Origin of the sequence: Nocardiopsis sinuspersici (assembly GCF_001998325.1) — a bacterium.
In the GTDB taxonomy this organism is placed as follows: domain Bacteria; phylum Actinomycetota; class Actinomycetes; order Streptosporangiales; family Streptosporangiaceae; genus Nocardiopsis; species Nocardiopsis sinuspersici.
The window spans coordinates 5392132-5404733 of record NZ_MCOK01000001.1 but is presented as its reverse complement, the minus strand read 5'-3'; the positions used below and the strand labels follow the sequence as shown (position 1 = coordinate 5404733).

Sequence of the window (12602 nt, the reverse complement as noted above, 5' to 3'; positions counted from 1 at the left end):
TCGACGCGGTGTTCAGGGCAGGGACGAGAGCAGCGACAGCCACTCGCGGGCACGGAACCGCAGGACGTGTCCGTCGGGGTGGTGGGAGTCCCGGAAAAGAACCGCACCTGGTTCGCCCAGGGAGGCCTCGCAACAGTCGGGTTGTGCCCCGGACCTCGACGACTTACGCCATCCGACGCCGTCGCTTCCGTCCCGCCAGGTGGCACGTGCGTCGTCTCGCCCGGTCATCACTGGTTCGTCCCACCGTTTCCTCCGCGCGGACGGCAGCGGAATCTCCTCTTTTCCGGACATCTCTCAGTATTTTACTTTCCGAATCCCTCCACAGGAATGGCAAGTCCCCCTACAAGAACCCCTGAGGTCAACGTGAACAAAGTGATCGACTTCGTCACCGATGACGGCACCGTGGTCAGTATCGAATCCGTCCCGGCCCGACGGGAGGGCGCCTCCAACGTCTCCAAGAGGTCCGAGGACACCACCGGCGACAGAAGGCTCGACTCGGTCCTGCTCCGCATCCGCAAGGTCGCCGAGGCCGTTTCCGGCCAGTTGCGAGAACTGTCCGAATCCTCCCGCGCCCCCTCGGAGACGGAGGTCGAATTCGGGGTGAGCGTGACCGCCGAATCCGGGGCCGTGGTCGTCAAGGGAGGCGCGGAGGCCACCTTCAACGTCAGGATGACCTGGTCGGGCCAGAGCTGAGAAAGGCCGACGGCCCGGGTCGCGCACCTCGACCCGGGCCGTCCGCGGGAGGACCGCTCCCCCTGGGGAGCCCTCCGCCGGGCGGAGCGGGTCGCCCGCTCCGCCGAAGCGGGCGACCCCGTCCGGTGGATCAGTCCCAGTCCAGGCCGCCACCGGTCTGGTACTCGATCACACGGGTCTCGAAGAAGTTCTTCTCCTTCTGGAGGTCCATCATCTCGCTCATCCACGGGAACGGGTTCTCCGTCTCACCGAAGATGGGCGCCAGGCCGATCTGCTCGGCGCGGCGGTCGGTGATGAAGTGCATGTACCTCTCGCACAGCTCCGAGTTGAGGCCGAGCACGCCGCGCGGCATGGTCTCGCGGCCGTAGGCCACCTCCAGCTCGCAGGCCTCGGCGAGCATCCCCCTGACCTCGGCCTGGAACTCCTCGCCCCACAGGTGCGGGTTCTCGATCTTGATCTGGTTGATCACGTCGATGCCGAAGTTCAGGTGGATCGACTCGTCGCGCAGGATGTACTGGTACTGCTCGGCGATGCCGACCATCTTGTTGCGCCGGCCCAGCGACAGGATCTGCGCGAAGCCGGTGTAGAACCACATGCCCTCGAAGATCACGTAGAAGGCCACCAGGTCGCGCAGGAACGCCTGGTCGGCCTCCGGGGTCCCCGTGCGGAACTCCGGGTCCTCCAGGTTCTGGGTGTACTTGAGCGCCCAGGCGTCCTTGGCCGTGATCGACGGGACCTCCCGGTACATGTTGAACAGCTCGCCCTCGTCCAGGCCGAGGCTCTCGCAGATGTACTGGAAGGTGTGGGTGTGCACCGCCTCCTCGAAGGCCTGGCGCAGCAGGTACTGGCGGCACTCGGGGTTGGTGAGCTGGCGGTACACGGCCAGCACGATGTTGTTGGCCACCAGCGACTCGGCGGTGGCGAAGAAGCCGAGGTTGCGCTTGAGCATCAGGCGCTCGTCCTCGGTCAGCCCGTCCTGGGACTTCCACAGCGCGATGTCGGCCTGCATGGCGACCTCGGTGGGCATCCAGTGGTTGTTGCAGCCCGCGAGGTACTTGTCCCACGCCCACGTGTACTTGAGCGGGAGCAGCTGGTTGACGTCGGCGCGCGCGTTGATCATCGCCTTGTCGTCGACGTTGACGCGCTCGGCGTCGCGTTCGATCTCACCGAGGCCGCTGGTGGTGCTCGCGCTGTTCTCGGAAACTGCGGTCATCCTGGGGTTTCTTCCGTTCTCCGGCCGTGCCGGGCACGTCGTTTCTGGGGCGGGGCCGCGGAGGAGGCTCCGCGGCCCGTGGGCCGTCGCCCGGAAGGGGCGAGGGGCGGTCCGGAACCGGACCCGCCCGGCCGCCGGCGGCCGTTCGCCCGGGAGGGGCGCCCGGCCGCCGGAGCGGCGGGGTTACTGGCAGGCCTCGCACTCGGGGTCGTCGATCGAGCAGGCCTGGCCGTCGACGACCTCGAACTCGTCCTCCTCCGCGGCGCTCGCGCCGCCGGTGCCGGGCGCCGGGTTCGGGGAGGGGGCCGGTGCCGGGCTCGGGCTCGGGGACGGCGCGGGCGAGGCGGAGGGGCCGGCCCCCGGGGTGGCGGCGACCGCGTTGAGGCGGCCGTCGGTGCCCTTGAGCGTGCTCTTCTCCACGTGCGTGGCGCTCTGCGAACGCAGGTAGTAGGTGGTCTTGAGGCCGGAACGCCACGCACGGCGGTACAGGGAGTCGAGCTTCCTGCCGCTGGGCGCCGCCATGTACAGGTTCAGCGACTGGGCCTGGTCGATCCACTTCTGACGGCGCGAGCCGGCGTCCACCAGCCACTCCGGGTCGATCTCGAACGCGGTGGCGTACAGGGCCTTGAGGTCGTCCGGGACACGGTCGACGGCGCCGAGGCTGCCGTCGTGCATCTTCAGCGCGGAGACCATGTCGTCGTCCCACAGCCCGCGCGCCTTGAGGTCGCGCACCAGGTAGGGGTTGACCACGGTGAAGTCGCCGGACATGTTCGACTTGACGTACAGGTTGCGGTAGACCGGCTCGATCGACTGGCCCACGCCGGTGATGTTGGCGATGGTCGCGGTCGGGGCGATCGCCATCACGTTGGAGTTGCGCATGCCGGTGGCCTTGACGCGCTCGCGCAGCGAGTCCCAGTCCAGGGTCTCGCCCCGGTCCATGTCCAGGTCGCCCTCACGCGCCTCGGCCAGCAGCCGCAGCGAGTCGATCGGCAGCACGCCCCGGCTCCACAGCGAGCCCTCGAAGCTCTCGTAGGAGCCGCGCTCGGAGGCCAGCTCCATGGAGGCCTCGATGGCGTAGTAGCTGATCAGCTCCATGCTCTCGTCGGCGAACGTCACCGCGCCCTCGGAGGCGAAGGGCGTGCGCAGCTTGAACAGGGCGTCCTGGAAGCCCATCAGGCCCAGGCCCACGGGGCGGTGGCGCATGTTCGCGCGGCGCGCCTCGGGGATCGTGTAGAAGTTCACGTCGATGACGTTGTCGAGCATGCGCACGGCGGTGCGGACGGTGCCGCGCAGGCGCTCGACGTCCAGGCCGTCCGGGCCCACGTGCTGGGCCAGGTTGACCGAGCCCAGGTTGCAGACCGCGACCTCGTCGGCGCTGGTGTTCAGCGTGATCTCGGTGCACAGGTTGGAGGAGTGCACCACGCCCGCGTGCTGCTGCGGCGAGCGCAGGTTGGCCGGGTCCTTGAAGGCGATCCACGGGTGGCCGGTCTCGAACAGCATGGTGAGCATGCGCCGCCACAGGTCGACGGCCGGGATCTTCTTGGAGACCTTGATCCGCCCGGCCTCGGCCTCGGCCTCGTAGCGGACGTAGGCCTCGGCGAACTCGGTGCCGTACTTGTCGTGCAGCTCGGGGACCTCGTCCGGCGAGAACAGGGTCCAGGTGCCGCCCTGCTCCACGCGCTTCATGAACAGGTCCGGAACCCAGTTCGCGGTGTTCATGTCGTGGGTGCGGCGGCGCTCGTCACCGGTGTTCTTGCGGAGGTCGAGGAACTCCTCGATGTCGATGTGCCAGGTCTCCAGGTAGGCGCAGACGGCGCCCTTGCGCTTGCCACCCTGGTTGACCGCGACGGCGGTGTCGTTGGCGATCTTCAGGAACGGGACGACGCCCTGGCTCTTGCCGTTGGTCCCGCGGATGTGCGAGCCCAGGCCGCGCACCGGGGTCCAGTCGTTGCCGAGGCCGCCGGAGTACTTGGACAGCATCGCGTTGTTGCTGATGCCGTGGAAGATGGCCTGCAGGTCGTCGCCGACGGTGGTGAGGAAGCAGGAGGACAGCTGCGCCCGCACGGTGCCCGAGTTGAACAGGGTGGGCGTGGAGGCCATGAAGTCGAACGAGGACAGCAGCTCGTAGAACTCGATGGCGCGGGCCTCGCGGTCGTCCTCGTTGAGGGCCAGGCCCATGGCCACGCGCATGAAGAACGCCTGCGGCAGCTCGTAGCGGACCTCGTCGCTGTGCAGGAAGTAGCGGTCGTAGAGGGTCTGGATGCCGAGGAAGGTGAACTGCTCGTCGCGCTCGGGGCGCAGCGCGGCGCCCAGGCGGTCCAGGTCGAACCCGGCCAGCGCCGGGTCGAGCTGGCCGAGGTCGATGCCGCGGCTGACGTAGGCGGCGAGGTAGGAGGCGTAGCGCTCGCCCATCTCGGACTGGCCGGCGGCGTCGGGGGAGCCGCTGATGAAGGTGAGGGCCTCGCGGCGCAGCTTGTCCAGCAGCAGGCGGGCGGCCACGTAAGAGTAGTCGGGGTCCACCTCGACGAAGCTGCGGGCGGCCATGACCAGGGCCAGCTCGATCTCGGCGTCGGACATCCCGGGGTAGAAGCCGCGACGGGCCTCGGTGAGGACCTTCTCCGCCGAAACACCGGTGAGCCGCGCGCAGGCCTCGGCCACGACGTGCTCGATCCGGTCGACGGCGGCGGGGGGACTGCCGTCGTTGGTCGGTGCGGACCGAACGGATGCGGGCACGGCTTCGACGTCAAGGGTCATACAGCGGCTCCAAAACCTCAATAGAAGAGTCCCGGCGGGGAGGGGACCGAGATGCGAGGCGCACGGCGCCCACCGGTGGACCGGCGCACTGGGTGCGTACGGTCGTCGACCGGTGGATCGCGGCGGCTCACCCTCGAAGCCCCGTCGTCGGCACACGCTCACGTGCGCACCGGTGGCAGGTCTTCGGGCTTGTGGAGGTCACCGCTCCGGGATGTCCTCGGGGGTTCCCGGCGCCTGTGGCGGCCTCGTCTCCACTCACCGCTGCGGGGCAGCCCCGGTTTCGCACCGGATTCCCTCTTGCCTCACCCCAGGAGGTGAACCACCAGCGGGAGAGATACTACATCTAGGGGATGGAGGGTTGGAACACCGCAAGATGATGGCGTGTCACTGATTTCTCAGATGCTTCGACGACTGTCGGACACACACTCAGAGCGTGGTATCGGGGCCCGTTTCCACCCGCTCACCGCAGGGATCACGCCTCGTGGGGCAACGTTCGGGGGTGACTCGACACAGCCTAGGACGTCGCCGGGGCCGCCCGCGCCGAGGCGTCCTCCACGGGCCCGGAGAACCCGCCTGCGGCACGGCTCGGGTGCGTTCGCGGAACCCGGCGCACCCCGTCCGGAGGCCGCCTGCAAGGGCCCTGCGCGGGGACGGCACGCGTCGGCGGCCGGCTCCGGGCGTGTCGCACGCCCCCCGTGGACGTCGGAAAGCTCACCCGCCTGCTTCCCCGCCGACCCGAGGGGTTCGGGCGGCGGTCACCCCTCGTCGAGCCGCCGGTCCAGGGCGTCCTCGTCCAGCCCCAGGTCGACGCGGATGCGGAAACGGATCCGCAGCAGTTCCATCAGGAGGTCGCGGACGTAGGGCGAGGAGGCCAGGCCGAGGAAGCGGCCCGCGCCGACCGTCGCCCACCGCTCGGCCCCCTCCATGTCGTCGTGGGCGTACAGCGCCTCGGCGACGTGGATGTAGGTCTGCAGGCCCGGGGGATCCTCCGCCTCCAGGCGCTTGAGGTGCGCGTAGGCCTGCTCGGACTCGTCCAGGTGCAGCAGGGCCCCGGCGCTGAGTGCGCGCGCGTCGATCACCGTGGGCCCTCCGTCGTCGATCGCCCGCTGGTAGGCGGCGCAGGCGCGCTCGAACTCCTGGGCGATCTCCCACTGTTCTCCCGCGCGCACGAACAGCTCCGCGCGGGAGATCTCGCTTCCGGCGTCGACCTGGTTGGCCAGGTCCAGGAGTTGGGCGGCGACCGGTCCGTGCTCACCCGACCGAACGGCGTGGAATTCCAAACGGTCGAGTTCTGCCGTCGTCACGTGGGTCAACCGCATCGCCCCCATCCCCCTACTCGCACTCCCATGCTCAAGGTCAGGGTCTGGCGCGCTCCAGTGCCTGCCAGAACCCCTGGCGCAGTCCGTCCCGAACCTCGTCACGCAACAGGTGGTCGATCGGCAGCGAGGAGCCCTGAAGCAGACGCGCCTCCAGGTCGGAGGGCATCCTGGGTCTGCGGGCGAGGACGGCCTCGACCCACAGAGCGGGCGCCTCGCGAGCGATCGACTCCGCGAAGTCGTTCCCTTCTTTGTGCGCAACATGCACCGCTTCGTCAACGGTATGCGCGCCGGAGTGCGTCTGCTGGGGATATCCAGGACTGGGACGCGGTTCCTGGTAGTGGCCGGCGTCGAACCGGTCGGCGTGCTCGGGACCAGTAGGCGGCGGCCCTCCGTAGGAGGAGACCGCCCCACCGCGGTGGGCGGTGTCAGTTTCCGTACTGGTCCCATAGGTAGGGTTTGCGTCGGACGCACCCCCGAAGCCGGGATTGTCCCCGGCACCGAACCTGGGGTCCTGTGGTGGTCCGTTTCTCTGCGGTGGTGTGTGCCCCGGCTGTCCGTGCTGCCCGTCCTGGGCGAACGAGCGCTGCGCCCCGGTCTCGTGCGCGAAGGACTGCTGAGAGCCGGTCCCGCCGTTGAAGGCCTGTTGCGGCCCCGTCATGTGCTGTCCCTGGCCGGGTCCCGGTCTCGCCGGCAGCCCGTAGCCCGACTGGTCGGCGCCGCGCATCGACGGGTGGCTCCCGGTGGGGGGATATCCCCCCTGGCCGTTCGGAGCCGGGTGGCCCCCGGTCATCGGGGCACCGGGATAGGCGCCGTTGCCCCCCACGTTCGGCGGGGGCTGCCCTCCGGAGGGGAACCCGTTGGCGTCGATGGCCCCGTGCTGCTGGCCGTCCGCGCCGGATCCGGCCAGGTGGTCGCCTCCGCGCTGCTGCTGGGCCAGGCTCCGGCGCATGGCGCGCAACTGGTCCATGGCGTTGCCCTGGGGGACGGGCTGCCCGCCGGTCCCGGCGAACATCGCCTCCAGGCCCGCGTCCGAGGAGGCGGCCGGCTCGACCCGGTTCCCGCCGGGCTGGGCCGCGACGGGCTGCCTCGGTGTCTCGGGCGCCGAGCGGGCGCGGCCGTTGGCGAACGGCGTGGTGGTCTTGGCCGCCGTCTCCTGGGCGGAGCCGCCGCTGGAGAGGAGGTTGACGTGCGGGCGCAGGTGTCCCGCGCCGATCTCGATGAGGTCGTCGCACTCCCGGCGCAGGGCGCGGGAGATGGTCCAGTTCCCCTCCACGGAGATGTGCACGACGGTGACGCGCACACCCATGTCCTGTACGTCCGCGACGACGGAGGCCATGTCCTCGTCACCGCTGACCAGGACGGCGTCACACAGGACGCCGGTGCGGGCCAGCGTGGTGAGGTCGCGCTGGACGTAGCTCTCCATGCCCTCGCGGCGGCCCGGCCTTATCCGCGCGCCGCGGAACTTGACGCCGGGGATGTCGGCGATGCCGTCCTGTTCCTGGGACCGCCGGTCGTCGGCGACGGCTTCGTACCAGTAGCAGCGCAGGAGCGGCAGGCCGGTGCGGTCCCGCGCAACCTCGTTGAGGAACTGGACGAGACCGGTGTAATCCCAGGAGACGGAGTCCCGGTTGCGGGTTCCGTGCACGGCCATCGCGCCGTCCGCGAGAAGGTATCCCGCGTCAACGAACAACGCGCAGCGGTCCACTCACACCGCCCCCTTCCCTGTTGTCTCTGGGCCATGTCCATGACCGGGGCACAGCCTAGCCAAGTCTGTATGGTTTTGCGTGCCCCTTGTGGACACAGAGAGTTACGGTCTTACTACCCAAAGGCGATTCTTCGGGGTGATCGTGAACTCACCCTCCGCGGGAGTGCCCCGAAGAATCCGTGCGGAATCCGGACCTCAGGTACGCGTGGGAGCCGTGGGAACCACGGCTCCCACCACTACGGAGCCCTGGTCAGAGAGGATTCGGATATCCGTTTCCCGGCCGAGCGCGGGGGCGAATCAGACCGCGTCAGTACCGAGCGCGTGAGGGGCACGCGCTCCCCGGACCTAACCGGCGAACGCGCTGCCGGTCTCCCCGTATCCGTGGGCACATCGCCCGGCGCACTCGCGCTCCCGTCAGGGTTCTCTCCGAGCTCTTTTTCCCCAGTGGTCACATCTTTCTCGAAGGGTGCTTCCGGTCCCGGATCCGGCTGTTCCTATCCGAGGGTTCTGAAGCGTCCGATGTCCGTCATCGGGGCGGGGGATTCGGGGAGCGGCACGCGAGCACGGGCCGCCGGACCCACGCGGAAGGCCGGCGGTCCGGAGCCGTGCCACGGGCGGCGCCGAAGCGGGGACCGTGCGGTCCGCTCCCCGGGGCACCGGTCGGCGGCCGTGGCCCCGGCCACGGGCTCAGCCGAGGTTGAGCCGTCCTCCGGTGGCGGCGAAGACGGCGCGCCGCCAGGGAGAGGCCGGGATCCTCTTCACGGCGGCGATCCGCTGCTCGTACCCGCCCGGAACGGGGGTGTGCCCGTCGCTCACCACCTCGATCCAGGACTCGATCCCCGGGACCCCCGGCTGCGCGGGCTCCGGCTGCACGGGATCCGGCTGCACGGGATCCGGCTGCACGGAGGCGTCCGAAGGGCCGGATGGTCCTCCCCGGAGCGTGCCCCGGACCTGTTCCGGGCGCTGCGTGTCCGTCCGGTGCGCGTCCGGAGCGCCCTGGAAACCGTGCGGCCCCGACTCCGCGCCGTCCTCGGAGACGGCGGTGGAGGGCACGGCCTCCGGGGACGCGGGAAGTGCCGCCGCTCCGGCGCCCGCCTCCCCCGCCTCGGGGGCGGGCGGGGAGGAGTCCCGGGACGCCGGGGAGTCCCCGCCCTCCGGGCTCTCCCGCTGCTCCCTCTCCTCCCTCTCCTTCCGGGCTCGCCGGTCGGCGCTGAGGACCAGGAAGACGTCCGTCTCCTCCGCGTCGGGGTCGGGTGAGTCCTCCTCACCCCACGGGCTGACGGTCGGCGGATCGGCGGGACGCGGCGGGCCGACCTCCCGGGGCCCACGGCTCTGCTTGGAGGCCCTCCGGGAACGTGACGCGTCGGAGCGCGATGACTTCCCGAACCACGCGCGGGCGGGCGGGACCTCCTTCTCGCGTTCCGGCGCGGGGGAGGGCTCCCGGCCGCGCGCCGGCTCCTGGGCCGGAGGCTCCGGAGGCCGCGCGGGCGGAGCCGCCGGAGGGGAGGGCGGAGCGGCCGCCGCGCCCTGGTGCGAGGGCACGTCGGCGTCCGGCCCCCGCCACGGCTGCTGGGTCGGGGGCTGCGGACCCGACAGCGGCTGACGCGGTTGAGTCCCGTGGGGCTGCTGCAGGCCTGACGGCACCCCGTGTTGCTGGTGCGGTTGAGGCTGATATGGCTGCTGCGGACCCGACAGCGGCCGGTGTGGCTGCTGGGGTTGCTGCTCTTGATGTGGCTGCTGCGGACCCGACAGCGGCCGGTGCGACTGCTGTGGCTGTTGGTGTGGCTGCTGCGGACCCGACAGCGGCTGCTGGTACGGCTGCGATTGATGTGGCTGCTGCGGACCTGACGGCGGCCCGTACTGCTGGGGACGCTGCGGGGCCATGGGAGGCGCCGGGGGCCGCTGGGACGGTGGCGCGGGCATGGGTGTCCCAGCCAGGAAGGCCTCGGCCACCGAGTCCTGGGCGAAGGCACGCGGAGGTGTCGCGCCCCCGGGTGCCGCCGGGGGCCGCTGCGGCCCCGAGTGGCCCGACCACGGCGCCTGGTTCGGGCCGGTGGGCTCGTGCGGCCCGGGCGGCTCGACGGCGTAGGGAGCCGGGGGGAGCGGGCTCCGCAGCGGCGCCGGCTGCGCCCCGCCCGGCATCCCGCCGGGCGGAGTGCCCTGGCCGTGCGCCTGCTCCTCGGGAAACCACGCGCCGGTCCCGGGAGCCTGGGGCCCGCTGGGACCCGCGTACCCCTGCGGGCCGGGCTGGGGCGGTGTACCCGCCTCCGGCTGCTGGAGGGGTCGCCGGCCACCGGACGGCACGCCCCGCCCGTGGCCCTGTCCGCCCGGTGGCCCGGGCGGAGCCCCCCGCCGCGGGACGTCCTGGCCGGCGGCGGGCCGCGGACCGCCGGGCGCGGCGGTGCCCCACTGCGGGGCGCTTCGTCCACCGGGCGGTGTGGGCTGTCCGGCACCCGTCCGGCCCTGCTGTTCCCCGCCGTCCCTCTGGGGCGCGCCCTGGGCGGGGTCCTGCCCGGATGCGTGCTGGTCCGGGCTCCCCGGCCGGCCGCCGGGAGGAGTCCCGTGGTCCGGCTGCTCCGCCTCCCGGGGGGAACCCTCCTCCGGATCGGGTCGCTGGTGCTGGTCCATGGCCTACTCCCCTCCTTCCGCGCGTGCCCGCCCGAACCCGGCACCGCCGACGGCCCGGTCCAGGGCCTCGGCGGCCACCAGCTGAACGGTCCGGTGGGTGGCCTCGCCGATCAGCCGCGGGTACACGGACGTCCCCTGCGCCAGGTGCCGGTCGTACGGCAGGACGATCACGCCCGCACCGCTCTCGGAGATGACGCGGGCGGTACGCGCCACGTCCAGCCCGGGGTCCTCGCGCCGCCGCTCCTCGAAGAGGACCACCACGGTCCGCTCCATCTCCTCCTGTCGGCCGCTTCGCACCAGTGCGTCCAACTCCCGGCCGACCCTCAGGGCGGCGTCCCGTGTCGCGCGGACCACCCGCACCCGGGCGTGCGCCCCCGAGCCGACGGCCTCCACGAAGGACCCTCCCGACTCCCCCGCCACCAGGGTCACCCCGAAGAAGCGGGAGATCGGCAGCAGACCGGACATGTAGGCTCCCGCGCCGTCGGGGGCGGCCCGCACCGTCCACAGGCGCGCGGTGACCTCGCCCAGGCTGTCGCGCACCGAGTCGAAGGAGGCGGAGTCGACCCCGTCCAGGTCGCCGGCCCCGTCGGCGCCGAGCCGCTCGGCCAGCGCCGGGCCCCGGGCGGTGGCGTCCACGGCCAGCACCCGGTCGTGGCGGAAGTGGGCCAGGGAACGGGCGACCAGGGCGGTCACCACCGCGGCGTCGGCGCCCGAGCCCAGGTCGTCCACGACGATCCGCCGGCCGGTCGAGGTGGGGCGCTGCAACCGCGTTCCCAGCGCGATGGCGTCGGCCACCTCGTCCACAGGGCGAAACGGCCGCAGGACGGCGCGCCCGGCCCGGCGCACCCAGCGGTCTCCGGGGACCGGCCGGGATCCGGCCGGGCTCGCGGAGGCCGGCGCGGCCGCGGACGCGGCTCCGGTCTGGGAAGTGTTCATCGTCCCCCGCTCAGAAGGTCGTGAGGAGCCGCTGGAAGGTACCGAACGCACCGATCGCCAGGGGCACGAGCACGACGACGGCGATCGCCTCGAACCTGCTGGTGACACCGCGCAGCCGCGCACGCACGTGTTCGGGCTGCTCGATGGACAGCACCACCGCCGGGATGGCGGCGACCGCGACCGTGATCCCCAGCGCGGGCCACACGCCCCACGCCACGGCGTTGGCCCAGGAGAGCAGGAAGGCCACCAGCACCACCAGGCTCGCGGCGACGAGCACCGACTTCTGCGCGATCAGCGGGAACAGCCGGGCCCGGCTGGCCACCACGAGCGCCAGCACCACCGACAGTCCCGCCGTCCACCAGTCGAAGTGGGTGGCCAGGCCGATCCCCGCGGTGGCCGCGGCGACCGCGACCGCGACCGTGGCGATCACCAGGCTCCGGTGGGCTCCCGCCACCGAGGTGAGCACGTCGCCCCGGGCCACCGCCTCTCCGGAGCTGCGCCGGTCGTCCAGGACCGCCAGTCCCGAGAACATCAGCGCCAGCCGCAACAGCAGGCTCAGCAGGATCACGCAGGCCACCGCCATGATGACGGCGACCTGGTACGTGGGCAGGCCCAGTGCCGCGCCCACCGTCCACACCGCGGCCAGGGCGAGCCCGACACCGCCGCCGGTCAGTCCGCCCCGGCCCAGGTCCGAGGTGAGTCCGAGCAGCAGGATCAGGCCGGCGACCAGGGCGGCGCCGCCGCCCCAGCGGACCCACTCGGGCCAGCCGAGGTGGTCGCAGGCCAGCCACAGCGCCAGCCCGCCGACCGCGGTGCCGCTGATCGCCAGCGCCGTGCCCAGGGGCTCCCGCCAGGCCGGTCCGATCACCGCGCCCGTCGCCACCAGCACGGCGGCGACCACGGCCAGCCCGGCGAGGCCGCCGGTGCCGGAGAAGTACTCCTGCACGATCCAGCCCGCGCCCAGGGTGAGGGCGACCAGCGACACCGTGGCGGTCCACCTGGCCGCGTCCGGTGACCAGCGCCCCTGGTGGTCGTCCAGGGCCATGGAAACCGCTTCGGGGACCTCGTGCACCACCGGTGCGGGCACCGGGTCCTCCGCCCGGACCAGCCGCAGCACGGCGCCGTCGGCGACCTGCCGGTCCGCGAGGGTCGTGTCGCCTTCCAGGACGATCCCGGAGGCGGTCACCAGGTGCCGCAGTCTGGCCGGGTTCTCCACCTGGTCCCCGAGGAGGTCGAGCACCTCCGGCATGAGAGCGCCCACGGGTTCGCTCGCGGGCAGGACCGCGTCGACCCTGCGCTCCTCACCGACGAGCGTCACCCGGCTCCAAGCGGTCATTGCCTTCCCATCCTCACT

10 protein-coding genes and 1 riboswitch are annotated in these 12602 nt (G+C 71.9%); of the genes, 2 read left to right on the top strand and 8 right to left on the bottom strand.

Annotation, left to right across the window (positions count from 1 at the left end; all coding sequences use genetic code 11):
* Positions 1-12: 12 nt before the first annotated feature.
* Positions 13-228 carry a DUF397 domain-containing protein gene (locus NOSIN_RS23320; RefSeq protein WP_077692790.1) on the bottom strand — a complete coding sequence of 72 codons (216 nt, stop codon included), beginning with the start codon at positions 226-228 and terminating at the stop codon, positions 13-15.
* Positions 229-372: 144 nt separating this feature from the next.
* Between NOSIN_RS23320 and NOSIN_RS23315 the strand changes: the two genes are divergently transcribed.
* Complete coding sequence (locus tag NOSIN_RS23315; RefSeq protein ID WP_077692789.1) at positions 373-693, top strand: CU044_2847 family protein; 321 nt, start codon at positions 373-375, stop codon at positions 691-693.
* A gap of 130 nt (positions 694-823) precedes the next feature.
* On the opposite strand, the gene NOSIN_RS23310 is transcribed toward NOSIN_RS23315, so the two are convergent.
* The 5 genes from NOSIN_RS23310 to NOSIN_RS28065 form a co-directional block, all read right to left on the bottom strand.
* Entirely contained in the window at positions 824-1906 is a 1083-nt protein-coding gene (locus NOSIN_RS23310) for a ribonucleotide-diphosphate reductase subunit beta (protein ID WP_077692788.1), read from the bottom strand.
* A gap of 183 nt (positions 1907-2089) precedes the next feature.
* A complete protein-coding gene (locus NOSIN_RS23305) occupies positions 2090-4660 on the bottom strand; it encodes a ribonucleoside-diphosphate reductase subunit alpha (RefSeq protein WP_077692787.1) in 2571 nt (856 codons plus the stop codon).
* A 157-nt stretch (positions 4661-4817) separates the two neighbouring features.
* A riboswitch (cobalamin riboswitch) is annotated at positions 4818-4999 on the bottom strand.
* A 416-nt stretch (positions 5000-5415) separates the two neighbouring features.
* Positions 5416-5988 carry a hypothetical protein gene (locus NOSIN_RS23300; protein WP_077692786.1) on the bottom strand — a complete coding sequence of 191 codons (573 nt, stop codon included), beginning with the start codon at positions 5986-5988 and terminating at the stop codon, positions 5416-5418.
* A gap of 28 nt (positions 5989-6016) precedes the next feature.
* Positions 6017-7684, bottom strand: coding sequence for an NYN domain-containing protein (locus tag NOSIN_RS23295; RefSeq protein WP_077692785.1), 1668 nt, complete (start codon positions 7682-7684; stop codon positions 6017-6019).
* A gap of 687 nt (positions 7685-8371) precedes the next feature.
* Entirely contained in the window at positions 8372-9226 is an 855-nt protein-coding gene (locus tag NOSIN_RS28065; RefSeq protein WP_143832985.1) for a hypothetical protein, read from the bottom strand.
* A gap of 114 nt (positions 9227-9340) precedes the next feature.
* On the opposite strand from NOSIN_RS28065, the gene NOSIN_RS23280 reads away from it, so the two are divergent.
* Positions 9341-9532 carry a hypothetical protein gene (locus tag NOSIN_RS23280; protein WP_143832984.1) on the top strand — a complete coding sequence of 64 codons (192 nt, stop codon included), beginning with the start codon at positions 9341-9343 and terminating at the stop codon, positions 9530-9532.
* Positions 9533-10315: 783 nt separating this feature from the next.
* On the opposite strand, the gene NOSIN_RS23270 is transcribed toward NOSIN_RS23280, so the two are convergent.
* Both NOSIN_RS23270 and eccD read right to left on the bottom strand, forming a co-directional pair.
* Positions 10316-11248, bottom strand: coding sequence for an ATPase (locus NOSIN_RS23270; RefSeq protein WP_077692780.1), 933 nt, complete (start codon positions 11246-11248; stop codon positions 10316-10318).
* A gap of 10 nt (positions 11249-11258) precedes the next feature.
* Positions 11259-12584, bottom strand: a complete 1326-nt coding sequence (gene eccD, locus NOSIN_RS23265) for a type VII secretion integral membrane protein EccD (RefSeq protein ID WP_077692779.1) — start codon at positions 12582-12584, stop codon at positions 11259-11261.
* Between the last annotated feature and the right edge of the window lie 18 nt (positions 12585-12602).

Bases quoted from the DNA above. Each gene is read 5' to 3' on its own strand.
- eccD (WP_077692779.1), bottom strand. From the start codon at position 12,584: ATGACCGCTTGGAGCCGGGTGACGCTCGTCGGTGAGGAGCGCAGGGTC.
- NOSIN_RS23270 (WP_077692780.1), bottom strand. From the start codon at position 11,248: ATGAACACTTCCCAGACCGGAGCCGCGTCCGCGGCCGCGCCGGCCTCC.
- NOSIN_RS23310 (WP_077692788.1), bottom strand. From the start codon at position 1,906: ATGACCGCAGTTTCCGAGAACAGCGCGAGCACCACCAGCGGCCTCGGT.
- NOSIN_RS23320 (WP_077692790.1), bottom strand. From the start codon at position 228: ATGACCGGGCGAGACGACGCACGTGCCACCTGGCGGGACGGAAGCGAC.
- NOSIN_RS23300 (WP_077692786.1), bottom strand. From the start codon at position 5,988: ATGGGGGCGATGCGGTTGACCCACGTGACGACGGCAGAACTCGACCGT.
- NOSIN_RS23305 (WP_077692787.1), bottom strand. From the start codon at position 4,660: ATGACCCTTGACGTCGAAGCCGTGCCCGCATCCGTTCGGTCCGCACCG.